The following is a 25,751-nucleotide window of genomic DNA, read 5'->3' as shown; positions in this document are numbered from 1 at the left end:
CCGGGCGGCCCCGAAATGGAACCGCCCGGCTGTGGAAGCAGTAGATCAGATACGAGCGCCCGACTCCGCGTTGAACACGTGGATCGCGGACGTCTGCGGACGGACGTAAACCGTCTCGCCCATGTTCGGCATGCTGCGACGGTCCGTACGAACCACGAACCGCTCCGAGTCACCGTCCAGGTCGGCGTGACCGTAGACGTTCGCGTCCGAACCCAGGTCCTCGACCAGGTCGACGACGATCGGCAGCGCGCCCGCCGCCTCCGAGGTCAGCTCGGCGGCCTCCGGGCGGAAACCGATGGTGACCTTGCCGCCGCCGCTCTGCGCCGCCGCGACCTGCTCGCGGGTCAGCGGAACATTGAACGAGCCGAACTTGCCGCCCGCCTCCGTCAGCGGAACCGTCTTGAGGTTCATGGCCGGCGAACCCATGAAGCCCGCCACGAAAACGTTCCCGGGGGTGTCGTACAGGGCGCGCGGGGTGTCCACCTGCTGCAGCACACCATCGAGCATGACGGCCACCCGGTGACCCATCGTCATGGCCTCAACCTGGTCGTGCGTCACGTAAACCGTGGTGACACCCAGCTTGGCCTGCAGCGAGGCGATCTGCGAACGGGTCTGCACCCGGAGCTTCGCGTCAAGGTTCGACAGCGGCTCATCCATGAGGAACACCTGCGGCTCACGCACAATCGCGCGACCCATGGCGACACGCTGGCGCTGGCCACCGGAAAGCGCCTTCGGCTTACGCGACAGGTACTCGTCGAGCTGCAGAAGCGCCGCAGCCTCCTTCACCCGGCGGTCGATCTCCGCCTTCGAGGTCTTCCGCAGCTTCAGAGCGAACGCCATGTTCTCGTACACCGACATGTGCGGGTAGAGAGCGTAGTTCTGGAAGACCATCGCGATGTCGCGGGACTTCGGCGGAAGATTCGTGACGTCCTTGCCCTCGATCAGGATGCGGCCACGGTCCACATCCTCCAAGCCGGCGAGCATGCGCAGGCTGGTGGACTTGCCACAACCCGAAGGGCCGACCAGAACGAGGAACTCTCCGTCGCCGATCTCGAGGTTCAACTCGTTGACCGCGGGACGCTCAGAACCCGGGTAGATCCGGGACGCCTTGTCATACGTAACGGTAGCCATGGAGAAACAGACTTCCTTTCCACCGGCAGGAACGTGCCGGACGATCCGAGTGGAGGAACAGCCATGTAAACGTAAAGGTTTTTCTACGACCTGCCAAGGTGGCCAGGAAGTTCACAGCCAGTATGCTGACCACGCCCGCCCCTGTAGCTCAGATGGCCAGAGCACCCGTCTTGTAAACGGGAGGTCGTCGGTTCGATCCCGACCGGGGGCTCGTCGGGGGCCTCCCTGTGCGCAAAAAGCGCGCACCGGCCTCCTCGCGTTCTCACCTGGGGGGCGACCCCCCAGACCCCCACGGTGCGGTTGGTCGGTGCGTGAGTCGGCGCCTGGCCGTTGGGGGTGGCGGCTTCGCCGCATCAGAACCGTCTGATGGGCGTGCGCGTCAGAACCGTCTGATGGGCGTGCGTGTCGGGGCTGTCTGATGGGCGTGCGGGGGTTGGCCGGCTCGCGTGGGGTGAGCCGGGCCTTGGTGGGCTGGTCAGTGGGTGGTGCGGCGGCGGGAGACCTCGGCGAGGGTTACGGCTGCTGCTACTGAGGCGTTCAGGGACTCTACGTCTGAGGCCATGGGGATGGAGACGCGTAGGTCGCAGGTTTCGCCTACCAGGCGGGACAGACCGCGGCCCTCGGAGCCGACTACTACCAGGAGCGGGCCTACGGCTGCTTCCAGCTCGTAGAGGTTTGTTTCGCCGTCTGCGTCCAGGCCGATGGCGATAAATCCGGACTCCTGGGCCTTTTTGATGGCTCGGGTCAGGTTTACCACCTGGGAGACGGGGACTCGGGCGGCTGCGCCTGCGCTGGTCCGCCAAGCGGTGGCGGTGATGCCGGCGGCCCTTCGTTCTGTCATGAAGACGCCGTGGCCGCCGAAGGCAGCAACTGAGCGGATTACTGCGCCTACGTTTCTTGGGTCGGTGATGCCGTCCATGGCTACGAGCAGGGGGGTGGGCTGCTCGAGGGCCGCGGCCAGGAGGTCGTCGAAGTCCTCGTAGGCGAAAGGCGGGACCTGGAGGCCGATGCCTTGGTGGAGGACGCCGCCGGTCATGCGGTCGAGTTCGTTGCGGCCGATTTCGAGGATGGGGATGCCTCGGTCGCCCGCGGTGCGGACGATTTCGGCCACCCGCTCGTCGATGTCGATGCCCTGGGCCACGTACAGGGCCGTGGCGGGGACTGCGGCACGGAGCGCCTCGACCACCGGGTTGCGGCCGAGCAGGAGCTCGGGGCCCTCCTTGGTGGGATTGGAGCGGCGGCCGGGGGCGATGCGGGGGCCACTGCGGCCCGTGGCGCGTCCACGCTGGGGGGCTTGCTTGCCGTAGGCGCGGCCGCCGCCGCGGCCCCACGTGGTGTCCTTGGAGCCGGGGATGCCGACCTTGGGAGCGCGGCCCTCGGCTGCCGCGGCGCGGCGCTCCTTTTCCTGCTTACGAGCGGTCTTTTCGGGCAGCTTCTCGGTGCCGGAGTAGCCCTTGTGCCACGGGCGCTCGTCGGCGGGCAGGGTCTTGCCGCGGCCCTTGAGGCCCGAGCGGTTCTTGCCGCCGGAGCCGACCGGTGCGCCCTTCTTCGAGGTCGCCCGCTTGCTGGCGTTCTGACTGTTTCCCGGCATCAGTGGTCTCCTACCGTCCAGCGCGGACCGGCCGGAGTGTCCTCCACCTGAATTCCCGCGTTCTTGAGCTGGTCGCGCACCGAGTCGGCGGCCGCCCAGTCCTTGCGTGCGCGCGCCTGGGTGCGCTGCTCCAGGGCCAGATTGACCAGGGAGTCGACGACCGGCTTGAGGTCGTTCTGCGTCGCCTTGCCGGTCCAGGCCTCGTCCAGCGGGTCGAGGCCGAGCACGCCGAGCATCGCGCGGACGGCGGTGATCGCCCCGCGGATGCCGGCCTCGTCGCCGGCCGCGAGCGCGGTGTTGCCCTCGCGGATGTGGTCGTGCACGACGGCCAGCGCGGCCGACGTGTTGAGGTCGTCGTTCATCGCCGCGGCGAACGCGGGCGGCACGTCTTTCGGGCGGCCCGGGCCGACGACCTCGGTGGCCCGCTGCACGAAGCCCTCGATCCGCCTGTACGCCACCGCGGCCTCTTGCAGCGCCTCGTCGGAGTAGTCGATGCGGGAGCGGTAGTGCGGGGTGGCCAGGTAGTAGCGCAGCTCGACCAGGCGGATGCCCATCGCCTGCACCGCTTCCACGTCGATCACGTTGCCCAGCGACTTGCTCATCTTGGCGTCACCCAGGTTGAGCAGCGCGTTGTGCACCCAGTTACGGGCGAACGGCAGCCCGGCCGAGTGGGACTGGGCGATCTCGTTCTCGTGGTGGGGGAAGGTCAGGTCGAGCCCGCCGCCGTGGATGTCGAACTCGTCGCCGAGGTAGCGCCGGGCCATGGCGGAGCACTCGATGTGCCAGCCGGGGCGGCCGCGGCCCCACGGCGACGGCCAGGACGCATCGATCGGCTCGTCGGCCTTCACACCTTTCCACAGGGCGAAGTCGCGGTAGTCGCGCTTGTCGGGCTCACCGCCGTCGCTCGGCGGCCGCATGTCGTCGGGGTTCTGACCCGACAGGGCGCCGTACTGCGGGTAGGACATCACGTCGAAGTAGACGTCGCCGCTGCCGCCCTGCGCGGGGTAGGCCCGCTCCCGGCGGATCAGCTCGGCGATCAGGTCGTGCATCTCGGTGATGTGGCCGGTCGCGAGTGGCTCGTAGGTCGCCGGCAGCACGTTGAGGTCGCGGTAGTTGGCGTCGAGCACCAGCCTGTTGGCGTGGGCGATGGCCCAGAACGGCCGGCCCTGCGCCTGCGCCTTCTCGAGGATCTTGTCATCGACGTCGGTGACGTTGCGGATGAACGTGACCTCGTAGTTGGTGTGCATAAGCCACCGGCGCAGCACGTCGTAGTTGACGCCGCCGCGCAGATGCCCGATATGGGGCACCGACTGCACAGTGAGCCCGCACAGGTAGATACCGACCTTACCGGGCGTCAACGGGACGAAGTCCCGAACCGATCGGGTCGCGGTGTCATACAAGCGCAAACTCACCTTGCAAGGGTACCGGCCCCGCCAAGCGAGTTCAGGGGCGCGTCATCCGCAGCACATCCAGGGCCTCGTCGAGCTGCTGCTCGGTCAGTTTGCCGCTGTCGAGGTGCCCTCGTTCGATCACGACCTCGCGGATCGTGCGGTTGGACGCGAGCGCGGCCTTGGCGATCGCGGCGGCCTCGTCGTACCCGAGGTAGCGGTTGAGCGGGGTGACGATCGAGGGAGAACCTTCCGCGTACGCCAGCGCGACCTCGACGTTCGGCTCCAGCCCGTCGATGCAGCGGTCGGCCAGCAGCCGGGCCGCGTTGGCCAGCAGCCGGATCGACTCGAGCAGGTTGCGGGCCATCACCGGCAGCATCACGTTGAGCTCGAAGTCACCCTGCGAGCCGGCGAAGGACACCGTGGCGTCGTTGCCGATCACCTGGGCCGCGACCTGGCGGACCGCCTCGGGCACGACCGGGTTCACCTTGCCCGGCATGATCGACGAGCCCGGCTGCAGGTCGGGCAGGCGCAGCTCGCGCAGGCCGGCGCGCGGCCCCGAGCCCATCCAGCGGATGTCGTTCACGATCTTGTAGAGCCCGACGGCGATCACCTTGAGCTGGCCGGACGCCTCGACCAGCGCGTCCCGGGCGCCCTGAGCCTCGAAGTGGTCGCGGGCCTCGGTGACCGGCAGGCCGGTGCTCTGGCGCAGCCGCTCGATCACCGCGGGGGCGAACCCGGGCGGGGTGTTCACGCCGGTGCCGACAGCGGTGCCACCCAGCGGCAGTTCGGCCAGGCGGGGCAGGGTGGCGGTGAGCCGTTCGATGCCGTTGGCGACCTGCCTCGCGTACCCCGAGAACTCCTGGCCGAGCGTGACCGGGGTGGCGTCCATCAGATGGGTACGGCCGCTCTTGACCACCTCGGACCAGGCCTCGGACTTGGCCAGCAGCGCGGAGCCGAGGTGCTCGAGGGCCGGGATGAGCTCGGCCGTGACGGCCTCCGTGGCGGCCAGGTGGATCGACGAGGGGAAGACGTCGTTGCTCGACTGCGACGCGTTGACGTGGTCGTTCGGGTGGACCGGGCGGCCCAGTTCCCGCGCGGCCAGGGTCGCGATGACCTCGTTGGCGTTCATGTTCGACGACGTGCCGGAGCCGGTCTGGAAGACGTCGATCGGGAACTGGTCGTCGTAACCGCCGTCGGCCACGTGCGCCGCGGCCTTGGCGATGGCCTGCGCCAGGTCTTCGTCGAGCACCCCGAGAGCAGCGTTGACCTGCGCGGCGGCCCCCTTGATCTGGGCCAGCGCCTTGATGTGGGCGGACTCCAGGCCGCGCCCCGAGATGGGAAAGTTCTCGACCGCGCGCTGTGTCTGCGCCCGCCAGAGGGCGTCGGCCGGAACCCGGACCTCGCCCATCGTGTCCTTCTCGACCCGGTAACCGCTCTCGTCAGTCGTCACCGGTCCATCGTCTCTCCGCCCGGGCCGGTTCGCAGATGATCCTCGCCACCCGTCGGATCGCGGCGGTCACGCCCGGTTGGACGACGGCGCGGGCGGAACGTACCGTCGGGCGAGCGTTTTCCCGTCCCCGACCGAAGGAATCCTCATGCGACGCGCCCTCCTGGCCGTGCTCGCCGGCAGCGTCCTGCTGACCGGCGCCGCCTGCGACAGCGACGCGGACAGCACCGAGGCCGCCCCGGCCACGACCCAGCCGAGCACCGCACCGAGCAGCGCCGCGCCGGATTACACGGCGAACACCCGCGCGGTGTGCGCGAAACTGCAGACGCTTTACACCGTCGAGCTGCGCGACTTCGGCGCGGCGATGGGCAAGCTGATCACCTATCGCGAGGCCAAGGCATCGGCCGAGATCGGAAAGGCCGAGGCCGCCGCGACGACCGAGCTCAAGCAGGTCGCCGCCAAGATCCGCAAAGACACCGCGGCCGCGCAGAACCCCGAGTTCAAGGCGGCCGGTATGACGTCGGCGGCCAAGGTCGAGGCGAGCGCGGCGAGCAAGGGCTACGTCAAGTCGGTGACGACGCTGCCCAAGCTCAACAGCTCGATCGAGGGCCAGTTCAAGGAGTGGCTGAGCCCGGTCGCCGGTTACTGCGCGAGCTGACGCCTCAGCGACGGCCGATCGAGAGGACGGGCTTCGTCACCTCGGCGAAGAAGTCGTTGCCCTTGTCGTCGACGACGATGAAGGCGGGGAAGTCCTCCACCTCGATCTTCCAGACCGCCTCCATGCCGAGCTCGGGGTATTCGAGCACCTCGACGTGGCGGATGCAGTCCTGCGCGAGCCGGGCCGCCGGGCCGCCGATCGAGCCGAGGTAGAACCCCCCGTACGACTGGCAGGCCTGCGTCACCTGGCCCGAACGGTTGCCCTTGGCCAGCATGACCAGCGAGCCCCCGGCGGCCTGGAAGCGCTCGACGTAGGAGTCCATCCGGCCCGCCGTCGTGGGGCCGAACGAGCCGGACGCGTACCCCTCGGGGGTCTTGGCCGGGCCGGCGTAGTAGACCGCGTGGTCGCGCATGTACTGCGGCATCGGCTCGCCCGCGTCCAGCCGCTCGGCGATCTTGGCGTGGGCGATGTCGCGCGCCACCACCAGCGGGCCGGTCAGCGACAGGCGGGTCTTGACCGGGTACTTCGACAGCTCGGCCCGGATCTCGGCCATCGGGCGGTTGAGGTCGACGTTGACCACCGGCTCGCCGGCGAGGTCGACCTCGGGCAGGTAACGCGCCGGGTCGGTCTCGAGGCGCTCCAGCCACACCCCGGACGGCGTGATCTTGGCCAGCGCCTGGCGGTCGGCCGAGCACGAGACGGCGATCGCGACCGGGCAGGACGCGCCATGCCGGGGCAGGCGGATCACCCGTACGTCGTGGCAGAAGTAACGACCGCCGAACTGGGCGCCGATCCCGAAGTCGCGGGTGAGCTCGAGGACGGCCGCTTCCAGCTCGACGTCGCGGAAACCGTGGGCCGACATCGTGCCGTGCCGGGGCAAATTGTCCAGGTATTTCGCGCTGGCCAGCTTGGCCGTCTTGAGAGCGTATTCGGCGCTGGTGCCGCCGATGACCACGGCCAGGTGGTACGGCGGGCAGGCCGACGTGCCGATCAGCCGCAGTTTCTCGTCCAGGAACTCCATCATCCGCGCCGGGTTCAGCAGCGCCTTGGTCTCCTGATAGAGGTACGACTTGTTGGCCGAGCCGCCGCCCTTGGCCATGAACAGGAACTTGTACGCGTCGGGGGCGCCGCCCGGGTCTTCGGCGTAGAGCTCGATCTGGGCCGGCAGGTTGGAGCCGGTGTTGCGCTCGTCCCACATGGTCAGCGGCGCGAGCTGCGAGTACCGCAGGTTGAGCCGGGTGTACGCCTGGTAGACGCCCTGGGCGATGGCTTCCTCGTCGGTGCCGTCGGTGAGCACGTGCCGCCCGCGCTTGCCCATCACGATCGCGGTGCCGGTGTCCTGGCACATCGGCAGCACCCCGCCGGCCGCGATGTTCGCGTTGCGCAGCAGGTCGAGCGCGACGAACCGGTCGTTCGGCGACGCCTTGGGGTCGTCGATGATCGCGCGGAGCTGGGTCAGGTGGGCCGGGCGCAGGTAGTGCGCGATGTCGTGCATCGCCTCGGCGGTGAGCTGGGTCATCACGGCCGGGTCGACGGTCAGGAACCGCCGGCCGCCCGGGCCGTGCACCACGTCCACGCCCTCGTCGGTGACCAGTCGGTACTCGGTCTGGTCGTCGCCGAGCGGCAACAGCGGCGAATACGTGAATGCGGCGCCTCTGCTCATGAGCGGAAAGCCTAGGACAGCGGTCCGGGCAGGCGCGAACCGCTCCGCCCCTGCGCGCATACCAGTTCGGTCAAGTAAACGGGAGATAGGCCATGTCCCGGCCCGAGACGGCGATCATCCCGCCCGCCGCGACGGCGAAAACCACAGCGTCCGTACGCACGTCGGCCAGCACCCGGCCGCTGCTCGGCACCAGGGCCACGACCCGCTCGGGCTTGCGGCTGGTGAGGATCACCGCGTACGGGGTGAGGGCCGCGGCCGCGTTCTCCCCCGCGGGCCGTGACCAGCCGTTCTTGCCGCGGCTGAGGTTGTGACCGCGCAACGTCCCCGAGTCGGCGCTGCGGATCACGGCGTAGTTGTCGTTGACGGTCAGCACCTTCTCGTCGCGCTCGCCGCGCCACAGGATGCGCCCGTCGTGCCCGGCCAGCAGCTCCTCCCGGCCGGTCGGATCGACGCCGAGCACCACGTCCTCGCCGCCCGCGGGGTCGTTCTCCTGCTTGCAGTTGGAGCCGTTCTCCGCCGTACGGAGGTTGAGCCCCTCCCGCTGCCACACCGGGGCCGACGACGGCGGGTCGGTCGCCACCACCCCGTAGTAGCAGGTTCCGTCCCGGGCGACACCGGTGACCGTCAGCACTCGCCCGCCCGCGATGGCGATCCGCTGGTCGGCCGCCGGCTGGGCGATCTGCACCACGCGTCCGGTCGCGGTGTCGATCACCCGGACCTTGCCGTCGTCGGGCAGCCCGATCAGGCTCGGCATCAGCCGGGGGCGGGCCACGTCGTCGTCGACCCGGTCGGCGGTGAGCCGGCGGGTGTCGGGCAGGTCGGGGTTGGCGGCGTTGAGCACGAAGCCGATGCCGCCGGTGTCGACGGACCAGAGCGGCTTGGTGCCTCGCGGCGCCCAGGCCGTCAGCGCGCAGTCGCCCCCCTTGGCGCAGTGCAGGTCGAGCAGGGCGTTGCGGTACGTCCAGACGGCGGTGGCCTCGGTGTCGGCGCGCAGCTGGGCGCCGGTGCGCGGGTCGAGCACCTGGTAGCCCTTGGTCAGCAGGCGGCCGGTGGCGACCACCGCGTTGGCGCCGTCGCCCGCGATCGCGGCCCAGTCGGCGTCGCTGTCCCAGAGCTTGACCCCGGCGGTCAGCCCGTACGCCTCGACCGACGTGCGGTACTCGACCACCACGGCGTCCTCGACGATCGAGACGCTCTGCGGGCTGCCGCCGATGCGGGTCTGCCATCGGGCCGCGCCACCGGCGATCGGCTCGCTCGTGTTGACCCAGCCCCAGACCTGTGGCCACGGATTCCACACGCCGGTGGTGGCCAGCACGATCACGATCACGATCGCGACCAGCGCGTACCCCTTCCAGGGGCTGCCACCCGACGCCATGCGCGACACGCTAGCCAGGTCGCTCACCCGGACGAAGGATCTTGATTCGCCCGTGTCGATGGCATTTGCCGGAAATATCGGGCAGGGCCGTCGTGGCGTTGTGCAAATTGCACCGGCTGCCGGTCCGGCCGTACGGGGGAACGGGCACCCTGCGCAAGCGCGCGGACACATGTTGAAATGCCCTGTGAGCTGCGACAACCTCAGTCAATGACGCAGACGATGGATCACCGGACCCGTACCGACGACGTCTTTCCCGTCAAGGGCGTCGACCACCTCCGGTTCCTCGTGGGCAACGCGAAGCAGGCGGCCCACTATTACTCCACGGCCTTCGGCATGACCTGCGTGGCCTACCGCGGGCCCGAGCAGGGCTTCCGCGACCACGCCGAATACGTCCTGGTCAGCGGCGGCGCCCGGTTCGTGCTGGTCGGGGCGGTGCACGCGGGAGCGCCCGGCGCCGACCACGTCACCAAGCACGGCGACGGCATCCAGGACATCGCGCTCGAGGTGCCGGACGTCGACAAGGCGTACGCGCACGCGCTGGCCGCCGGCGCGCGGGGCGTGACCGAGCCGTACGACATCAAGGACGAGCACGGCACCGTACGGGTCGCCGCCATCGCCACGTACGGGGACACCGTGCACTCACTGGTGGACCGCTCGGGGTACGACGGCCCGTTCCTGCCCGGTTTCGTCGCCCGCGAGCCGATCGTCGACCGGCAGCCCGCCATCGCCGCCGGCCTGCAGCCCAAGCGCTTCTTCCAGGCCGTCGACCACGTGGTCGGCAACGTCGAGCTGGGCCGCATGGACGAGTGGGTCGAGTTCTACCGCCGCGTCATGGGCTTCACCAACATGGCCGAGTTCGTGGGCGACGACATCGCGACCGACTACTCGGCGCTGATGAGCAAGGTCGTCGCGGACGGCACCCGCAAGGTCAAGTTCCCGCTGAACGAGCCGGCCGTCTCGCGGCGCAAGTCGCAGATCGACGAGTACCTCGAGTTCTACGGCGGGCCGGGCGCCCAGCACGTCGCCGTAGCCACCAACGACATCCTGGCCAGCGTCGACGCCATGCGGGCCGCGGGCGTGCAGTTCCTCGACACCCCCGACTCCTATTACGAGGACCCGGAGCTGCGCGCCCGGATCGGCGAGGTGCGTGTGCCGATCGAACAGCTGCAGCGCCGCAAGATCCTGGTGGACCGGGACGAGGACGGCTACCTGCTGCAGATCTTCACCGCGCCCGTGCAGGACCGCCCGACGGTGTTCTTCGAGCTGATCGAGCGGCACGGCTCCCTCGGTTTCGGCAAGGGCAACTTCAAGGCGCTGTTCGAGGCGATCGAGCGGGAGCAGGAGTTGCGCGGCAATCTGTGACACTGGTCGCGTGACCGTCCCTTGGCCTCCTTCTCCGCCACCCCCGCCGCTGAGCCCGGCGGGGGTGCCGCTCGCCGAGTTCCCGCAACGACTGCTCGCTTACATGATCGACATGGCGCTGCTGACGGCCGTGGCCTTCGTTCTGTTCATCCCGGCCTTCGTGGTGGTGTTCCTGCAGATCGACTTTCCCGACCCGTACGGCCCGGAACCGGACTTCGGCACGGTGTTCGCCGACTACTTCCTGCCGTTCCTGCTGCTCGAACTGGGCCTGTTCGCCCTGATGATGCTGCTGTACTTCCTCTACGCGGTGGAATACATGCACCGCAGCGGGCAGACGCTGGGCAAGAAGGCGATGAAGATCCGGATCGTCCCGCTGGACCCGGCGCTGCGCCTGACGCGCGGCATGGCGGCCAAGCGTTACCTCGTCGAGTACGGCGGCGGCATGCTGCTGCCGTTCTTCAGCTGGGTCGACGGATTGTGGCAGCTGGCGGATAAGCCGTACCAGCAGACCCTGCACGACAAATTCGCCCGCACCGTGGTCGTTAAGGTTTCCCCATGAGCTCGCTGCCTGCCGGTTGGTACAAGGACCCGGCCGACCCGGAGACCCAGCGTTACTGGGACGGCGAGGGGTGGCTGGGCAAGGCGATCCCGGCCGACGCCGTGCCGCCGGACGGCCCGCCGCCGGTCCAGGACGAACCGCCCCCGGCTCCCGCATCGCCCGCGCCGGCCCCGCCCACTCCCCTCACGCCCCCGCCCCCGGGTTGGGGTCCGCAGCCGGGCGCAGGTCCGCAGCCCGGCGCGGGCCAGCAGCCTGGATCGGGTCCGCAGCCTGGTTGGGGTCCGCAGCCGGGTTGGGGTCCGCAGCCGCCACCGCCGCCCGGCTGGCAGCCGCCTCCCGGGTGGCAGCCTCCCCCCGGCTGGGAGCAGATGCCTCCGGGCATGCGCGCCGGCATGTATCCGGTGCAGGCGCGGCCGCACGGCTACGCGCTGGCCGGGTTGGGTCCGCGCCTGGTCGCCCGGCTGCTCGACATCCTCGCCGTGCTGCTGCTCAACGTCGTCGTCAACGGCTACTTCTTCTACGAGTTCGCCAAAGAGTTCGTGCCGATGTACAGGGCCAGCCTCAACGAGATGGCCAACGGCGGCAGCGCGTTCGACGTGCAGGGCTCGGGCCGGATGGACAGCCTGCTCTGGGCCATGCTGATCGTGGCCACCCTGCTCTGGCTGCTCTACGAGGCCCCGTCGATCGGCAGCACCGGCCAGACGCTGGGCAAACGCATCATGCGGATCAAGGTCATGGCGGTCGAGCACACGGAGCCGCTGGGGTTCGGCCGCGCGTTCGGCCGCTGGGCCCGCCTCGGCCTGTGGACCCCGGCGTGGGGCTGCGCGGGCATCGGCTTCGTGCTGCAACTGATCGACTGCATCTCGCCGGTCTTCGACCAGCAGCTGCGCCAGGCGTTCCACGACAAGACGGCACGCACGGTCGTGATCGCGCTCCCGCCGGACGATCGCCAGCCGGTCGACGCCACCACCCGCAGTGGCGGCAACGGCTCTCACACAGAAGGAAGCTGATGACCCGCCTCACCCGCGCCGACCTCGACAACCTGCCCGCGTACGTCCCCGGCCGCAACCTGGCCGACCTGACCCGCGAACTGGGCATCGCCGAGGCGATCAAACTGGCCAGCAACGAGGTCCCGTACGGGCCGCTGCCCGGCGTGGCCGAGGCGGTGGCCGACGCGATGCTGCACTCGCACCGCTACCCCGACATGGGCGCGGTCGCGCTGCGTGACGCGCTGGCCGAGAAGCTGGGCGTGGCCACCGACCGCATCGTCACCGGCTGCGGCTCGGTCGCGCTGGCCGAAATTCTGGTCAAGGCCACGTGCCTGCCCGGCGACGAGATCGTGTACGCATGGCGCTCGTTCGAGGCGTACCCGATCATCGCGGCCGGGGCCTCGGCGACCAGCGTGCGCGTGCCCAACACCAGCGGCCACGGGCACGACCTGCAGGCGATGGCCGACGCGATCACCGAGCGGACCAGGCTGGTGATCGTCTGCAACCCGAACAACCCGACCGGCACGAGCGTGCGCAAGGCCGAGCTCGACCGCTTCGTCGCCGCCGTGCCCTCCGACGTGCTGATCGTGCTCGACGAGGCGTACCGGGAACTGGTGACCGACCCCGAGGTGCCGGACGGGCTGGCGACCTACGGCGACCGGCCCAACGTCCTCGTGCTGCGCACCATGAGCAAGGCGTGGGGGCTGGCCGGCCTGCGGATGGGTTACCTGGTGGCCCAGCCCGAGGTGGCGGGGGCCATCCGCAAGGTGCTCACCCCGTTCTCGACCAGCCTGGTCGCCCAGACCGCGGCGATCGCGGCGCTGGCCCAGGAAGAGGAGGTCCGCCGGCGGTGCGCGCTGGTGGTGGCCGAGCGCGACCGGGTGACCGAGGCGCTGCGCAAACTGGGCGTCGCGGTGCCGAGCAGCCAGGCCAACTTCGTGTGGCTGCCGCTGGGCGATCAGTCGGCCCCGTTCGGGAAGGCCTGCGAATCGCGAGGGGTGATCGTGCGGCCGTTCCAGGGTGACGGCGTACGGGTGACCATCGGCACGCCCGACGAGAACGATGCCTTCCTGAGCGCCGCCGAAGTGGCCCTGAAGAGCTAACCGACGAGCTGCGCCTCGGTCCGGTGATGGTCTTCCTCGCTCAGCCGGGCGGGGAAGACCCGGCGTCCGGCGGTGAGCACGACCACCACGGTGGCCACTGCCAGCGCGGCGGTCACCAGCGGCAGCACCCCCAGGTGACCCGAGCGCACCAGACGCTCGCCGGCGAGGGCGCCGCCGCCGATCCCGATCTGGAAGGCGACCACATAGACGGCCGAGGCAGCGTCCCGGGCCCGGGGCGCGATGCGCAGCGGCGCGGCGGCCAGGATGACCGGAATGGCGGTGAACGCGCCGCCCCAGAGCAGCGTGACGACGACGGTGGGGACCACGCCCAGCACCGGCGCGAGCAGCCCCGCCGAGACAGCCAGCACGCTGAGCAGCGCCACCAGCACGGTCCCCGGACGCCGGTCGACGTGGCGGCCCACGGCGAAATTGGTGAGCAACCCGGCCACGCCGTAGCCGAGCAGCAGCAGGCTGAGCCCCGCGCCCTCGAGGCCCGCATCCCGTCGCACCAGCGGCGCGATGTACGTGTACGCCGCGAAGTGGCCGATCACAAGCACCGCGGTGATCACGCAGAGCAGCGCGACCGCCGGATCCCGCACGATGCCGACCGCGGCCCGCAGCCGGACGGCCGGCCGCATCTTCAGGTCGTGCGGCCGGGGCGGCAGCGGGGGCAGCACCCGCATCAGGACAATCACGCAAACCGCCCCGCCGAGGGTGACCGCGCCGACGGCCGCGCGCCAGCCGAGCCACTGACCGAGCGCCGTGCCGAGCGGCACACCGAGCACGATGGCGAGCGAGTTGCCCACGAAGACCAGCGCCGTGGCTCGGCCGGCCTGCCCCGGCGGCGCCAGCCGGGCGGTGACCGGCCCGATCACCGACCAGAAGACCCCGTGGGCCAACGCGCAGATGAGCCGGGACCCGGCCAGGATCCCGAACGTCGGCGCGAACGTGGCCGCGGCCTGCGACACCACGAAGACGGCCAGGGTGATCGCGATCAGCCGGTGCCGCCCCACCCGCATGGTCAGCGCGGTCAGCGGGATCGTGCTGACCGCCGCCACCACGGCATAGCTGGTCAGCAGCAGACCGACGTCGGACTCGGCCACGTCCAGACCCTGGGAGATCTCGGGCAGCAGACCCACCGGCAGCGTCTCCGCCGTCACGTAGAAGAACGCGGAGGCGCCGAGAGCGGCCAGGGCCGGGCGGTTCATGTTCACCCATCGCACAATAAGCTCTGCTTCAGAGTAAAAGAAGGGAATCGGCTGTGACGACGCGCTCAACCGAGCTGCTCCGGGTCGCCCACCAGCACCCAGGCGTGACCCGGGCCGACGCCGCCCGCCGCCTCGGCATCGGCACCGGAGCGGCCACCGAGCTGGTCGCCCGCCTCTCTCAGGCCGCCCTGCTGGCCGAGGCCCCCGCCACCCCCAGCGGCGCCCGCGGCCGTCCGACCACGGTGCTCGTGCCCCACCCGTCGGGCCCGCTCGTGCTCGCCGCCGAGATCACGCATGAGGCCTGGCGCATCGACGTGGTCGAGCTGGGCGGGCACACCCTGACCACGGTCGCGTCCCCCCACGCCGGCACCCCCTGGCCCGAGGTCACCGCCGCCGTCGCTCAGATCCTGCACACGTACGGGGGTCGCGTGCGCGGCATGGGCGTCTCGGTGCCCGGCACGGTCGCCCCCGCCCTGCGCCTGGACGCGAGCACCGCAGGCTGGCACGACGTCGACCTGACCACCCTCTGGCCCGGAGCCCTCACCCGCGTCCCTGCCGCCGCCGTCCCATCCTCCGGCGCCCCGGCGCTGTCCGTGGCCGACGCCTCCACCTGGCCGACTCCCACAGTGTTCGTAGCTGGAAACGACGCCAGCTTTGCGGCCGCCGCCGAATCGGCCCGAGGAGCAGCCACCGACGCCGCGGTAGCCCTCCACATCCGCATCGAGAGCGGCCTCGGCGGCGCGATCGTCGACCAGGGCCACCTGCTGCTCGGCGCGACCGGAGCCAGCGGCGAGTTCGGCCACATGCCCTTCGGCGACCCCGCGATCCTCTGCCCCTGCGGCGCCCGCGGCTGCTGGGGCACGGCCGTCGACGGCACCGCCCTCGCCCGTTTCCTGGGCCAGCCCCCACCGCCGGACCCCGTCACATACGCCCGCAGGGTCATCGCCTCGCCCGGCCCCCACGAGCGTGCCGCCGTGGGCGCGGTCGCCGCCGCCCTAGGCCGAGGCATCGCGGGCCTGGTCAACGGCGTCGACGCCGACCTGGTCACCCTCGGCAGCATCGCCGCCGACCTGCTGGCAGCCGCCCCCGCCGAACTCCACACGTCCTACCGCTCGGGCCTGATGGCGATCCGCCGCGCTTCCCCACCCCCGCTGGTCGCCGCGGCGCTGGGCTCCGACGGCCCCATCGCCGGGGCCGCAGAGAAGGCCTGGTCAGCCCTGTTTCCACAACTCCCCTGACCACCAGCCCGAGAAACCCGTCCCGGCCCGGATCGACGTCGAGGTGACGGTGCCGAGCGCCTAGCGGTTCCAGGTCCAGGCGTACGCGGTGTCCTCCACGGCCAGGGCCGGCTCGCACAGGTCGAGCGGGCGGAACGTGTCGACCATGACGGCCAGCTCGTCGAACGCCTCGACGCCGAGGGCTCGTTCGACCGCGCCGGGCTGGGGGCCGTGGGTGAAGCCGGACGGGTGCAGCGAGATCGAGCCCTGTTCGATGCCGGAGCCGCGGCGGGCCTCGTAGTTGCCGCCGGTGTAGAACATCATCTCGTCCGAGTCGACGTTGTGATGGTTGTACGGCACGGGGATGGCCAGCGGGTGGTAGTCGACCTTGCGCGGCACGAACGAGCAGACCACGAAGTTGGGTCCCTCGAACGTCTGGTGCACGGGCGGCGGCTGGTGCACGCGGCCGGTGATCGGCTCGAAGTCGTGGATCGAGAAGGCCCACGGGTAGAGGCAGCCGTCCCAGCCGACCACGTCGAAGGGATGCCGCGCGTACACGTGCCTGGTCCACCCGGCCCGGTGCTTGACCAGCACCTCGACGTCGGTCCCGTCGACCAGCAGCGGCTCCGACGGTCCGCGCAGGTCACGCTCGCAGTAGGGCGCGTGCTCCAGGAACTGGCCGCGCACCGACAGGTAGCGTTTCGGCGGTCCGATGTGGCCGTTCGCCTCGATCGTCAGCAAGCGGGCGGGCCCGTCGAGCGGCACGATCCGGTGCACCACCGAGGTCGGGATGATCACGTAATCGCCGGCGCCGGCCTCGAGCGTGCCGAACGTGGTCTCGACGGCGAGCCGGCCGTCCTCGACGTACAGGAGTTCGTCGCCGACAGCGTCGCGGTAGAGCGGCGAGGGCCGGTCGGCGATGGCGTAACCGATGCGTACGTCGTCGTTGGCCATCAGCGGGTGACGGCCGAGCACCGCATCCGCCGGGCCGGCGTCGAGCTTGTGCGTACGCAGGTGCCGCGGCTTCAACGGCAGGTTGGCCGAGCGCTTCGGCGCGGGCGCGGGGAAGACCTCGGCCGAGACGATCGCGGTCGGCGGGTGACGGTGGTACAGCAGCGACGAGTCGGACGAGAAACCTTCCTGCCCCATCAGCTCCTCGGAGTAGAGGCCGCCATCGGGTCGCCGGAACTGGGTGTGCCGCTTGTGGGGCACTTCGCCGACGCTGCGGTAGTAGGGCATCGTTGCCTCACTTGAAATCAGACATCTTGGACGTGGTTGTCCGCTTCTGGAAGCGTCTATTAGGTTCGGATTCGTGTCAACGCTGGTGACTCCGCTCTTCGCCGGGCTGGTGGACGACGCGTCCCTGCTGCCGCCGAGCCCCACCGGCGTGGCCGAGGCCGTCGCCAAGCACGACGAGCACCGTGCGGGCTGGTTCGCGGGCCTGCTCGGGCCGTTGCTCGTGCCCGCGTCGCTGATCGGCGCCGACCTGCAGGCCCATGACCTGCCGGTGGCCCTGGTCGGCGACGTCAGCGTGACCGCCGTGCCCGTCGCCGTCGAGAAGCTGCGGGCCGCCGGCGGGCGGGTGCAGCACCTGGAGGCTGCCGTCGCCCGGCGCGGCGAGGACCCGCAACCCGGCCTGGCCGACCTGCGGCTGCTGGCACAAACCGACAGAGACCTGCGGGTGTACGCCGAGATCCCGCTGAGCTGGGGACTGCTGGCCGCACTGGACGCGGTGGCCCAGGCCCGTGCCGACGGGTTGGCGCTGGCCGCCAAGTTCCGCGTCGGCGGGCTCGCGGCCGAGTTGTTCCCCACCCCGGTCGAGCTGGCCGCCGTGCTCTGCGCCTGCCGCGACCGGGAACTGCCGTTCCGGCTGGCCGCGGGTCTGCGGCACGCCATCCGGCACACCGATCCCGAAACCGGCTTCACCCACCACGGCTTCCTCAACGTGCTCGCCGCCTCGATCAGCGCGCACGACGGCGGGGAGGTCGCCGAGGTGGCCGAGGTGCTGGCCGCGACTCATCCGGTGCCGCTGGTGGAGGCCTGCCGGGCCCGGCGCGCCGAACCGCGCCCGCTGTTCGTCGGGTTCGGGGCGGCCAACGTCGTCGAGCCGCTCACCGAGCTGGTGCGGCTCGGCCTGATCAACGGGGGATACGAGTGAGCGACGGGTTCGGGCCCGACAACCTGCCGTACGGGGTGTTCACCCTGGGCCGAGGCGAACGGCGTATCGGCGTACGGCTGGGAAACGGTGTTGTTGATCTGTCGGCGCTCGGCGGGCGCCTGGCCGCGGCGTCGCTCAACCCGCTGATGGCGGCCGGTCGGCAGGAGTGGACTGCCGCCCGCGAGGCCGTGGTCGCACATGTGGCGTGGGGACCGCCCGTGATCCCGCTGCACGACGTCACCCTGCACCTGCCGTTCGAGGTGGCCGACTACACCGACTTCTATTCGTCGGAGCATCACGCGCTCAACGTCTCAGCGATCCTGCGCCCCGGCTCGCCCGGTCTGTCGCCGCAGTGGAAGCACCTGCCGATCGGCTATCACGGCCGGTCCGCCACCGTGGTCGTCTCGGGCACCCCGATCGTGCGGCCCTCCGGCCAGCTCGGCGAGGGCTTGTTCGGGCCCAGCCGGCGTCTCGACGTCGAGGCCGAGGTCGGGTTCGTGGTCGGCCGGCCCGGCCGCCGGATAGCGACAACCGAGTTCGCCGAGCACGTCTTCGGGGTGACGCTGGTCAACGACTGGTCGGCCCGTGACCTGCAGGCCTGGGAGTACCGCCCGCTCGGCCCGTTCCTGGCCAAGTCGTTCGCGACCTCGGTCTCGCCCTGGGTGGTGCCGCTCGACGCGCTGGCCCCCGTACAGGCCCAGCCGCAGGATCCGGAGCCGCTCGACTATTTGCGTCCCGCCGGGCCCGGCTTCGATCTGCGGCTGACCGTCGAGTGGAACGACACGCTGGTCAGCACGCCGCCGTTCACCTCGATGTACTGGACGGCGGCGCAGCAGCTGGCCCATTTGACCAGCAACGGCGCCTCCGTACGGACCGGTGACCTGTACGCCTCGGGCACAGTCTCCGGCCCCGAGCGCGAACAGGTCGGCTCGTTCCTCGAGCTCACCCGCAACGGCGACGACCCGGTCAAATTGGCCGACGGCACGCTGCGCGGCTTCCTCGAGAACGGCGACGTCGTACGGATCGGCGGCACCGCGCTCTCGGCGGCCGGCACCCGGATCTCGCTGGGCTCGGTTTCCGGGACTGTCGTGCCCTGATCGGTGTCGTAACGTGTACGCGGGGGTGGGTTATGTCGACGGTGGTGGTGACCCGTCTGATCGACGCGCCGGTCGCGGCGGTGTGGCGGGTGTTCACCGACCTGCACCGGCGGCGCGAGTGGCTCACCGCCGTCACCCGCGTCGACGTACGCACCCACGGGCCGTTCGACGCGGGCGCGGTGTGGCGCGAGACGCGCCGCATGGCCGACGGCGGCGAGGTCACCGAGGAGTTCCGGGTACGCGAGTGCGTGGCGCCCGAACACTTCGTGGTGACGTCGCCCGGCATCGGCGCCGACTACCGCATGACGTATTCGTTCGTTCCGGTCCTCTCCGGCCGGCACCGCGGCGGCACGATGGTGACCGTGAAGCAGGAGGGCTCACCCACCGCACCCGCCGGCCGTATCCTCGCGCTGATCTTCGGTGGGCTCGCTGCGGAGACGGCCGAGGGGGCGCTGCGCCGCGACCTCGACGATCTGGCCGCGGTCGCCTGACATAGGCTGCGCGGGTGTCCCGGGTGCTGCTGCGATCTCTGGCGGCGCTCGTCCTGACCGTCGTGGCCGGTCTGATCGGCTGGCGGGTGCTGGCCCCGGCCGAGGTGCTGTCGGCGGCGAGCACGCCCTATCCCAACCCCTCGGTCGGCGTGGCTCAGGTCACCGGGCGGGCCAACATGGCCCCGCTGATCGTCGACGGGCGCATGCGTGTCTACGCCGGGAAAAGGCAGGTACGAGCGGACGGGCCGGTCGACGCGAGAAGAGTGAGCACCGCGCGCTGGTCGTTGCGGCGCTGGCCGGTCGAGGTGTCCGGGGTGGTGGCGTCGGGGACGACGGTGATCAGCCGGTGGTCCGACGGGTTGCTGATCGCGATCGACGGGCGTACGGGGAAGGAAGTCTGGCGCGTCCCGACGGGACTGCCCTCGCCGGGTTACGAGGGGCACCGGACCGGGGCGTCGGTGGTCTGGGCGCCGCCGGGGCTCTGGGTGAGCGATCAGTTCGTGCTGGTCAAGGGGGGTCAACGGCTTTCCGCGTACGAGGTGGGAAGCGGCGCCCGGCGGTGGAGTGTGGAGGTTCCGGCCGGGTGTGACGACGGCTTGACCACTCGGGGCGGGCAGTTCCTCTGCGGCACGGCAGGGTTCTCTGTTTCGACAGGGGAGGCCATCACCCCGTACGTGGTGGGGCCTTTGACGCCTCTGAGCTGTGTCATCGGGTTCTCGGAGTGCGCCGCCCTACGCGACGGTCAGGGCCGTGGATATCTGACGTCCCCGAGTGCCGGCGCCGAACCCGCCGCGGCCGCCGGCCCCGACGCTGACACCGGCCTTGACCCCACCTCAAGCCCCAAGGCCACGCCCGATCCCAAAGCCACCCCCACCTCCAGCCCTCGATCCATCGCCACCTCCAACCCTCAAGCCGGCCCCACCGCCGACCCACAGGCCACCCCCAAACCCGGCTCCCCAGGTCCGCTTCGTCGCGAACCCGGCCTCGACAATTCGGAAATGTCGGTTACTGGGACCGGGCTGGGGAGAGTGCCGCCCGGGGATCTGCTGCTGGGGGTCTCGCGGGGGCGCATGGTGGTGCTGACGGCGTCGCGGCACCTGCAGATCCGGCATGCGGGTCGTGGCGGAGTGGAGGCGGAGTTTCCGCTGGCTGTGGACACCGAGAAGCTGACCTGGAAGCCGGGGTTGTGGCAGGTCACCGACGACTGGGTGGCGATCGAGCGCCTGACCGAGGACGGACCGGCCGACCCGGAGGCGCCCGAGCACTACTTCACCGTCGACACCGTGATCATCGCTTCGCTCCGGTGAACCGCGGCGCCACATCCCCGATCGCCTGATCCAGGATCTCCAGCCCGAGGTCGAGCTCCTCGGTCGTGGACGTCAGAGCCGGCGCGATCCGGAACACCCCGCCCATGCCGGGCAGCTGCACGACGTTCATGTGCAGACCGAGCTCGAGGCAACGCTGGGTGACGGCCGCGCCCAGTTCGTCGGCGGGTTGCCGGGTGTCCCGATCGAGCACCAGCTCGAGACCCACGAGCAGACCCCGCCCCCGTACGTCTCCGATCACCGCATGCCGCTGGTCCAGCTCGCGGAGTCCGTCGGCCAGATGCGCGCCGAGCTCGCGTGCCCGATGGTCGAGTTTGTCCGCCTCGAGCACGTCGAGAACCGTGTTGCCGACGGCCGCGACCAGCGGGTCGGAGACGTGCGTGGTGAAGAACAGGAAGCCCCGCTCGTGCGCCGTCTGCTCGATCTCGGGGCTGGTCACCACGGCGGCCAGCGGCAGCCCGGCGCCCAGGGTCTTGCTCAGCGTCAGGATGTCGGGAGTGACGCCGTCGCGTTGGAACGCGTACCAGTCGCCCGTCCGGCACAGACCGGTCTGTGCCTCGTCGAGGATCAGCAACCCGCCCCGCGCGTGCACCTTGTCGCGCAGGGCGGCCAGGTAACCCGGCGGCAGGTCGAGCACACCACCCGAGCTGAGGATCGGCTCGACGATGCAGGCAGCGAGGCTGCCCACCGACTGCGCGTCGAACAGGTCGAACGAGAAATCCAGCTGCCGGCGCCAGTCCAGCTCGCCGTCGGCGCCGGTGAAGTCCGGACGATAGGCGTTCGGCGTCGGAATGGCGAAGTTGCCGGGCGCGGCCGGCCCGTAGCCTTTTCGGCCCGAGCTGTAGGTGGCGTTCGCGGCCGCCTGCGTCATGCCGTGCCACGAGCGGGCGAACGACACGACCTCGTGCCGGCCGGTAACCAGCTTGGCCATCCGGATCGCGGCTTCGTTCGACTCGGCCCCCGTGGTCAGCAGCAGCACCTTGCTCAACGGCTCGGGCAGCGACCCGGCCAGCCGGCGGGCCAGCTCGACGACCGGGCGGCTGAGCATCCCGCTGAACAGGTGGTCGAGCGTGGCCGCCTGCCGCTGCACGGTCGCCACCACGGCCGGGTGGGAATGGCCGAGGATCGCGCTCATCTGCCCCGACGTGAAGTCGAGCAGGCGTCGGCCGTCGGCCGTGAACACGAAGCTGCCCTCGGCGCGCTCAATGATCTCGGGCACGAACCGCCCCGCGCCGGAGTAACGGACCAGGTGACGCTCGGCGTCGGACCAGAAGGAATCAGCCATGCCGACGACGCTAAGCGCAGCCGCTGTGCCGGTCCATCTCGCATTTTCGCCGTCGCTGTTAAGTAAAGTCGCACAATGACGCTCAATCCCTGGCGGCTGAGGTTGCTGGCCGACCTCGCGACGTACGGGACCGTGCGGGCGGTGGCCCAGCGCGGCAACCACAGCCCGTCCGCGGTGTCGCAGCAACTGGCGACGCTCGAACGGGAGACGCGTACGGCCCTGATCGAACGCACCGGGCGGCGGGTGCGGCTGACCGCGGCCGGGGTGCTGCTGGCCGGTCGGGCCCGGGAGATCCTGGCTGCCATGGAGGCCGCCGAGGTGGCGTTGCGCGGCCTGGCGCTCGAACCAGCCGGAACCGTCCGGCTCGGCGCCTTCCAGAGCGCGCTGCCCGGGCTGGCTTCGCAGGCCGTGTCGTCGCTGGCGGCGCGGCACCCCGACGTGACAGTGGTGCTGCTCGAGATGGAGCCCCACGTGAGCATGCCGGCGCTGCGCCGCGGCGAGGTCGACGTCATCATCACGACCACCGACTTCGCCGGGACCGAACTCGACCCGGCGATCGACCTGATGCCCCTGGCCGAGGACGAGGTGGTCGTGGTGCTGCCGCCCGGTCATCCCCTCGCCGACCGCGACGCGATCGACCTGGAGTCCTGCGCCGACCAGCGGTGGACGTTCGACGTGGCCGGCTCGTACATGTCCGAGCTGGCCACCCGCCTGTGCCGGGAGGCGGGCTTCGAGCCGACGGTGATCTGCCGGTTCAACAACTACATGATCGCGCTCCAGCACGTGGAACGCGGCCGGTCGATCACGATGCTGCCGAGCCTGGCCGTGGATCCGCGCTATGGAGCTGTCACGCGCCCGCTGACGCCCCCGGTCACCCGTCGGATCACTGCTGCGGCGCGCCGGCCATCCACGCCCCGGCCGGAGATCACAGCCGTGCTTGCTGCTCTGCGCAACCAGTAGCGCCGTCGCCTGCGGCTCGGGCGGATGCGATCCCGCGAAGGCAGCAAGAACGGCCACATCCGTCGGACCAGCCCCTGGTATTCAGGTTCAGCCGATGTGGAAGTTGTCGCCGTAGACGGCGAAGTCCAGCGGCGTGTTCAGGTCGAAGTTGCCGTTGTTGAGGAAGCGGCGCTGTGCGGTGTCCACCCTGGACGTGTCGGAGTGCGCCTCCTCCTTCCGCATCTCGATCACGCGCTCGTCCAGGAAGGCGTTGAGCCACACCCGTTCGTCCCCGCCCTGTGCCGGCGGCTTGGCCCGCTTCAACGCCTGGTTCCGGATCGCCCGCATGCCCTCGTACCCGTGCATCACCGCGGCGTCGTAATAGGCGAACTGCCCAAGGGCCCGTACGCCGTCAGCCTTGCCGTCGCGTACCGAGGGGTTGAAGTAGACGCGGTCGCGCTCGGACTCCTGTGCGGCCTGGAAGCGCGGGTCGGCTGCGGCCGTACGCCAGTCCGCCGTGAAGTTCGGGTCGAGTCCCGCGTGTGAGGCCGTCCCGTTCACGCTGCGCAGCGCGGGAAGGTACTTGGCCAGCACGTTTCCGGGCACGGCGTTCGTGTACGCCTGCACCAGCTCGAGCATGTCGCCTGTGCCCGAGCAGAAGCCGATGATCCCGGCCGTGTAGCCGCGCCCGTCGCCGATGTCCTCGATGTAGCGGAACTGCGCCCGCCAGTCGAGCGACGAGTTCTCGGCCGCCGACACGAGTTGCATGGCGACATCTTTCTTGGCGGGACTGTCCAAGTTGGTTCCTGCCGGGGTCGTCGGGGTGGAGCCGCCACCGGGCAGGGTCCAGGCCTGGTTGGCAGTGTTCGAGCAGGTCCAGATCTGCAGCCGGGTGGCGTTGGCGCTGCTGCCGCCGGTGACGTCGAGGCACTTTCCGCTGCCCGTGTTGACCAGACCCGCGCCGGACACCGACCACTTCTGTGCGCCGGTGCCGTTGCAGTCGTACAGCTGGATCTTGGCGCCGTCGGCTGTCGACGCGGCCGTCACGTCGAGGCATTTGCCCAGCGCACGAATGCTGCCGTCGGTGTTGCCGACGGTCCACTGCTGGGCCGCGGTGCCGTTGCAGTCGTAGAGCTGGACAGCGGTGCCGTTGGCCGAACTGGCCGCCGCCACGTCGACACACTTGCCGGCCAGGCCTTTGATCGGCCCGGCGGCGGCGGCGTTTGCCGGAAGCAACCCGTAGGCCAGGGCGACGCCGGGGACGGCCAAGGCCACGGCAGCGTAGAGGGCTCTCCTTGCGGGGTTCATGACGCTCCTCGAAGAGGGGGATTTTCGGGGGAACGCCGCGACGCTATAACTGTTAAAAAGGTTTATCAATGGTCTTCGATAGCCTCATCTAGGCTGACGGTCGGACCCTTGACACCCGCCGACGGTCGGCCTACCGTCCGGCAAACTGTTAGCCAATTTGCCAATGAGTCGACTCCCGGGAGCCGCCGTGACCCGTCTGGCCGGTTCGTCCAAGCTGCTGCGCGCCATGAACGAGAGCGCGGCCCTGGCCCACCTGCTGGACCCCGGCATGCTCACCCGGGCCGACCTGCGCAAACTCACCGCCCTGTCGACCCCGACGATCTCCGAGGTGCTGCGCCGGCTCACCGACGCGGGCCTGGTCACCGTTGTCGGTCACAACAGCGGCCGGCCCGGGCCCAATGCGGAGATCTACAACGCCAACCCCGAGGCGGCGTACGCGGCGGCGGTCTCCGTACGGGACATCGGTCCCAGCGGCGCCCCGTCGGTGGTCGCGGCGCTGTGCGACCTGACCGGCACGGTCCGCGGGCGCATCGAGTCCCGCATCGACTTCCTCACCACCGACCCGCTGACCGCCCTGGTCGACGTCGTGGCCGCCCTGCGCGACGAGGCCGACGTACCGGCCGGGCGGATCCGGCACGTGCAGTTCGGCGTGGCCGGCTCGTACGACCCGCACACCGAGACGATCCGGCACGTCGACGTGCCCGGCTTCGGCCGTACGGGCCTGGTGCCCCAACTCGCCGCCGCGCTCGGCACCGCCGTCGGCGTCGACAACGACGTCAACCTGGCCGCGATCGCCGAGCGGCGGCGGGGCGTGGGACGTCACGCCGAGGGTTTCGCGCTGCTGTGGCTCGGCGAGGAGGGCCTCGGCCTCGCCATCGACATGGGCGGCACCCTGCTGCGCGGCGCGCGCGGCGGCGCCGGCGAGATCGGCTACATGCCGCTACACTCCCCCGATTCGTCACACCGCAAGCTCGACCTGCAGGACCTCTTCGGCGGCGCGGCGATCCTCGAGCTGGCCCGGGACAACGGCGTTCCGGGTCGCACCCCCGCCGAGGCCGTACGGGCCGCGGCCGGCGACTCGGGGGTCGGCGACGACTTCCTGATCGCCCTGGCCGACCGCATCGTCATCGGCCTGGCCGCGGTGATCGCCGTGCTCGACCCGTACCTGGTGGTCCTGGCCGGCCCCATCGCCCAGGCCGGCGGCGACCGCTTGCTGTCAGCGGTCAATTTCGCCGTACGCGGGGCCGCCCCGCTCGAAAGCACCATCGCCGTCACCGCGATCGACGACGATGCCGTTCTGCTGGGCGCCCTCGACGCCGGCCTGACCGCCGTCCACGACTCCCTGATCGCCTCGATCCGCGACGCCTGACACCAGGCAACGCGGCACCCGCACGCCCGGCCGCTGGGTGAAACGCTTGACCCCACCGCGCCCAGCAGCGAGTTCAAGCGCGCAA

Annotated in this window: 22 protein-coding genes and 1 tRNA gene; 13 read left to right on the top strand and 10 right to left on the bottom strand. The window is 70.6% G+C overall.

Going from position 1 to position 25,751, the window contains the following annotated elements; translation table 11 throughout:
- Positions 1-45 precede the first annotated feature (45 nt).
- Positions 46-1,131 carry an ABC transporter ATP-binding protein gene (locus tag C8E87_RS18035; RefSeq protein WP_133874173.1) on the bottom strand — a complete coding sequence of 362 codons (1,086 nt, stop codon included), beginning with the start codon at positions 1,129-1,131 and terminating at the stop codon, positions 46-48.
- Between the two features lie 137 nt (positions 1,132-1,268).
- Here C8E87_RS18035 and C8E87_RS18030 point away from each other — a divergent pair.
- Positions 1,269-1,342, top strand: a tRNA-Thr gene (locus tag C8E87_RS18030).
- Between the two features lie 264 nt (positions 1,343-1,606).
- On the opposite strand, the gene rlmB is transcribed toward C8E87_RS18030, so the two are convergent.
- From rlmB to C8E87_RS18015, 3 genes are read right to left on the bottom strand one after another with little or no spacing between them, the layout of a single operon-like run.
- Positions 1,607-2,722, bottom strand: a complete 1,116-nt coding sequence (gene rlmB, locus C8E87_RS18025) for a 23S rRNA (guanosine(2251)-2'-O)-methyltransferase RlmB (protein WP_133874172.1) — start codon at positions 2,720-2,722, stop codon at positions 1,607-1,609.
- Entirely contained in the window at positions 2,722-4,134 is a 1,413-nt protein-coding gene (gene cysS, locus C8E87_RS18020) for a cysteine--tRNA ligase (RefSeq protein ID WP_133874171.1), read from the bottom strand. Before cysS ends, rlmB begins: the two co-directional genes overlap by 1 nt.
- Positions 4,135-4,165: 31 nt before the next feature.
- On the bottom strand, positions 4,166-5,563 hold the full coding sequence (locus C8E87_RS18015) for a class II fumarate hydratase (RefSeq protein ID WP_133874170.1): 1,398 nt from the start codon (positions 5,561-5,563) through the stop codon (positions 4,166-4,168).
- Between the two features lie 145 nt (positions 5,564-5,708).
- On the opposite strand from C8E87_RS18015, the gene C8E87_RS18010 reads away from it, so the two are divergent.
- Positions 5,709-6,218, top strand: coding sequence for a hypothetical protein (locus C8E87_RS18010; RefSeq protein WP_133874169.1), 510 nt, complete (start codon positions 5,709-5,711; stop codon positions 6,216-6,218).
- A 4-nt stretch (positions 6,219-6,222) separates the two neighbouring features.
- Here C8E87_RS18010 and C8E87_RS18005 read toward each other — a convergent pair whose 3' ends face one another.
- Positions 6,223-7,881, bottom strand: coding sequence for a fumarate hydratase (locus C8E87_RS18005; RefSeq protein WP_133874168.1), 1,659 nt, complete (start codon positions 7,879-7,881; stop codon positions 6,223-6,225).
- A 70-nt stretch (positions 7,882-7,951) separates the two neighbouring features.
- Complete coding sequence (locus C8E87_RS18000; RefSeq protein WP_239080555.1) at positions 7,952-9,283, bottom strand: PQQ-binding-like beta-propeller repeat protein; 1,332 nt, start codon at positions 9,281-9,283, stop codon at positions 7,952-7,954.
- Between the two features lie 180 nt (positions 9,284-9,463).
- Between C8E87_RS18000 and hppD the strand changes: the two genes are divergently transcribed.
- The 4 genes from hppD to hisC are packed head-to-tail and all read left to right on the top strand — an operon-like array spanning position 9,464 to position 13,269.
- Entirely contained in the window at positions 9,464-10,618 is a 1,155-nt protein-coding gene (gene hppD, locus C8E87_RS17995; RefSeq protein WP_133874167.1) for a 4-hydroxyphenylpyruvate dioxygenase, read from the top strand.
- A gap of 10 nt (positions 10,619-10,628) precedes the next feature.
- A complete protein-coding gene (locus C8E87_RS17990; protein ID WP_239080554.1) occupies positions 10,629-11,177 on the top strand; it encodes an RDD family protein in 549 nt (182 codons plus the stop codon).
- The gene (locus tag C8E87_RS17985) at positions 11,174-12,187 is read left to right on the top strand and encodes an RDD family protein (protein ID WP_133874166.1); all 1,014 of its coding nucleotides are present in this window, start codon (positions 11,174-11,176) and stop codon (positions 12,185-12,187) included. The genes C8E87_RS17990 and C8E87_RS17985 overlap by 4 nt, the downstream gene beginning before the upstream one ends.
- Entirely contained in the window at positions 12,187-13,269 is a 1,083-nt protein-coding gene (gene hisC, locus C8E87_RS17980) for a histidinol-phosphate transaminase (RefSeq protein ID WP_133874165.1), read from the top strand. The genes C8E87_RS17985 and hisC overlap by 1 nt, the downstream gene beginning before the upstream one ends.
- Here hisC and C8E87_RS17975 read toward each other — a convergent pair.
- Positions 13,266-14,477 (bottom strand): MFS transporter, encoded by a 1,212-nt coding sequence (locus tag C8E87_RS17975; RefSeq protein WP_133876907.1) that lies wholly within the window; start codon positions 14,475-14,477, stop codon positions 13,266-13,268. The genes hisC and C8E87_RS17975 overlap by 4 nt on opposite strands.
- A gap of 53 nt (positions 14,478-14,530) precedes the next feature.
- Between C8E87_RS17975 and C8E87_RS17970 the strand changes: the two genes are divergently transcribed.
- Positions 14,531-15,715 carry an ROK family protein gene (locus tag C8E87_RS17970; protein WP_133874164.1) on the top strand — a complete coding sequence of 395 codons (1,185 nt, stop codon included), beginning with the start codon at positions 14,531-14,533 and terminating at the stop codon, positions 15,713-15,715.
- Positions 15,716-15,775: 60 nt separating this feature from the next.
- Here C8E87_RS17970 and C8E87_RS17965 read toward each other — a convergent pair whose 3' ends face one another.
- Positions 15,776-16,933, bottom strand: a complete 1,158-nt coding sequence (locus tag C8E87_RS17965; protein WP_133874163.1) for a homogentisate 1,2-dioxygenase — start codon at positions 16,931-16,933, stop codon at positions 15,776-15,778.
- A gap of 73 nt (positions 16,934-17,006) precedes the next feature.
- On the opposite strand from C8E87_RS17965, the gene C8E87_RS17960 reads away from it, so the two are divergent.
- Genes C8E87_RS17960 through C8E87_RS46370 form a run of 4 tightly spaced genes read left to right on the top strand, consistent with a single transcriptional unit; the run spans position 17,007 to position 20,747 of the window.
- Positions 17,007-17,852 carry a hypothetical protein gene (locus C8E87_RS17960; RefSeq protein WP_203720882.1) on the top strand — a complete coding sequence of 282 codons (846 nt, stop codon included), beginning with the start codon at positions 17,007-17,009 and terminating at the stop codon, positions 17,850-17,852.
- Entirely contained in the window at positions 17,849-18,949 is a 1,101-nt protein-coding gene (locus tag C8E87_RS17955; RefSeq protein WP_239080553.1) for a fumarylacetoacetate hydrolase family protein, read from the top strand. The genes C8E87_RS17960 and C8E87_RS17955 overlap by 4 nt, the downstream gene beginning before the upstream one ends.
- 32 nt (positions 18,950-18,981) lie before the next feature.
- Positions 18,982-19,440 (top strand): SRPBCC family protein, encoded by a 459-nt coding sequence (locus tag C8E87_RS17950; protein ID WP_133874161.1) that lies wholly within the window; start codon positions 18,982-18,984, stop codon positions 19,438-19,440.
- 14 nt (positions 19,441-19,454) lie between these two features.
- Positions 19,455-20,747, top strand: a complete 1,293-nt coding sequence (locus C8E87_RS46370) for an outer membrane protein assembly factor BamB family protein (RefSeq protein WP_133874160.1) — start codon at positions 19,455-19,457, stop codon at positions 20,745-20,747.
- On the opposite strand, the gene C8E87_RS17940 is transcribed toward C8E87_RS46370, so the two are convergent.
- Positions 20,728-22,050: an aspartate aminotransferase family protein gene (locus C8E87_RS17940; protein ID WP_133874159.1), complete on the bottom strand. Its 1,323-nt coding sequence runs from the start codon at positions 22,048-22,050 to the stop codon at positions 20,728-20,730. The genes C8E87_RS46370 and C8E87_RS17940 overlap by 20 nt on opposite strands.
- A 75-nt stretch (positions 22,051-22,125) precedes the next feature.
- On the opposite strand from C8E87_RS17940, the gene C8E87_RS17935 reads away from it, so the two are divergent.
- Positions 22,126-23,010: a LysR family transcriptional regulator gene (locus C8E87_RS17935; protein WP_133874158.1), complete on the top strand. Its 885-nt coding sequence runs from the start codon at positions 22,126-22,128 to the stop codon at positions 23,008-23,010.
- 87 nt (positions 23,011-23,097) lie between these two features.
- Here C8E87_RS17935 and C8E87_RS17930 read toward each other — a convergent pair whose 3' ends face one another.
- Positions 23,098-24,297 carry a chitosanase gene (locus C8E87_RS17930; RefSeq protein ID WP_133874157.1) on the bottom strand — a complete coding sequence of 400 codons (1,200 nt, stop codon included), beginning with the start codon at positions 24,295-24,297 and terminating at the stop codon, positions 23,098-23,100.
- 187 nt (positions 24,298-24,484) lie between these two features.
- Here C8E87_RS17930 and C8E87_RS17925 point away from each other — a divergent pair, with 187 nt between their 5' ends.
- On the top strand, positions 24,485-25,666 hold the full coding sequence (locus C8E87_RS17925; protein ID WP_133874156.1) for an ROK family transcriptional regulator: 1,182 nt from the start codon (positions 24,485-24,487) through the stop codon (positions 25,664-25,666).
- Positions 25,667-25,751 lie beyond the last annotated feature (85 nt).

Origin of the sequence: Paractinoplanes brasiliensis (assembly GCF_004362215.1) — a bacterium.
GTDB classification, from domain to species: domain Bacteria; phylum Actinomycetota; class Actinomycetes; order Mycobacteriales; family Micromonosporaceae; genus Actinoplanes; species Actinoplanes brasiliensis.
The sequence above is the reverse complement of the archived record's forward strand: the minus strand, read 5'-3'. Positions and strand labels throughout refer to the sequence as shown.

Bases quoted from the DNA above. Each gene is read 5' to 3' on its own strand.
- C8E87_RS17935 (WP_133874158.1), top strand. From the start codon at position 22,126: ATGACGCTCAATCCCTGGCGGCTGAGGTTGCTGGCCGACCTCGCGACG.
- C8E87_RS17940 (WP_133874159.1), bottom strand. From the start codon at position 22,050: ATGGCTGATTCCTTCTGGTCCGACGCCGAGCGTCACCTGGTCCGTTAC.
- C8E87_RS18005 (WP_133874168.1), bottom strand. From the start codon at position 7,881: ATGAGCAGAGGCGCCGCATTCACGTATTCGCCGCTGTTGCCGCTCGGC.
- C8E87_RS17985 (WP_133874166.1), top strand. From the start codon at position 11,174: ATGAGCTCGCTGCCTGCCGGTTGGTACAAGGACCCGGCCGACCCGGAG.
- C8E87_RS17965 (WP_133874163.1), bottom strand. From the start codon at position 16,933: ATGCCCTACTACCGCAGCGTCGGCGAAGTGCCCCACAAGCGGCACACC.
- C8E87_RS17950 (WP_133874161.1), top strand. From the start codon at position 18,982: ATGTCGACGGTGGTGGTGACCCGTCTGATCGACGCGCCGGTCGCGGCG.
- C8E87_RS18035 (WP_133874173.1), bottom strand. From the start codon at position 1,131: ATGGCTACCGTTACGTATGACAAGGCGTCCCGGATCTACCCGGGTTCT.
- C8E87_RS18010 (WP_133874169.1), top strand. From the start codon at position 5,709: ATGCGACGCGCCCTCCTGGCCGTGCTCGCCGGCAGCGTCCTGCTGACC.
- hppD (WP_133874167.1), top strand. From the start codon at position 9,464: ATGACGCAGACGATGGATCACCGGACCCGTACCGACGACGTCTTTCCC.
- C8E87_RS17930 (WP_133874157.1), bottom strand. From the start codon at position 24,297: ATGAACCCCGCAAGGAGAGCCCTCTACGCTGCCGTGGCCTTGGCCGTC.
- C8E87_RS17975 (WP_133876907.1), bottom strand. From the start codon at position 14,477: ATGAACCGCCCGGCCCTGGCCGCTCTCGGCGCCTCCGCGTTCTTCTAC.
- hisC (WP_133874165.1), top strand. From the start codon at position 12,187: ATGACCCGCCTCACCCGCGCCGACCTCGACAACCTGCCCGCGTACGTC.
- rlmB (WP_133874172.1), bottom strand. From the start codon at position 2,722: ATGCCGGGAAACAGTCAGAACGCCAGCAAGCGGGCGACCTCGAAGAAG.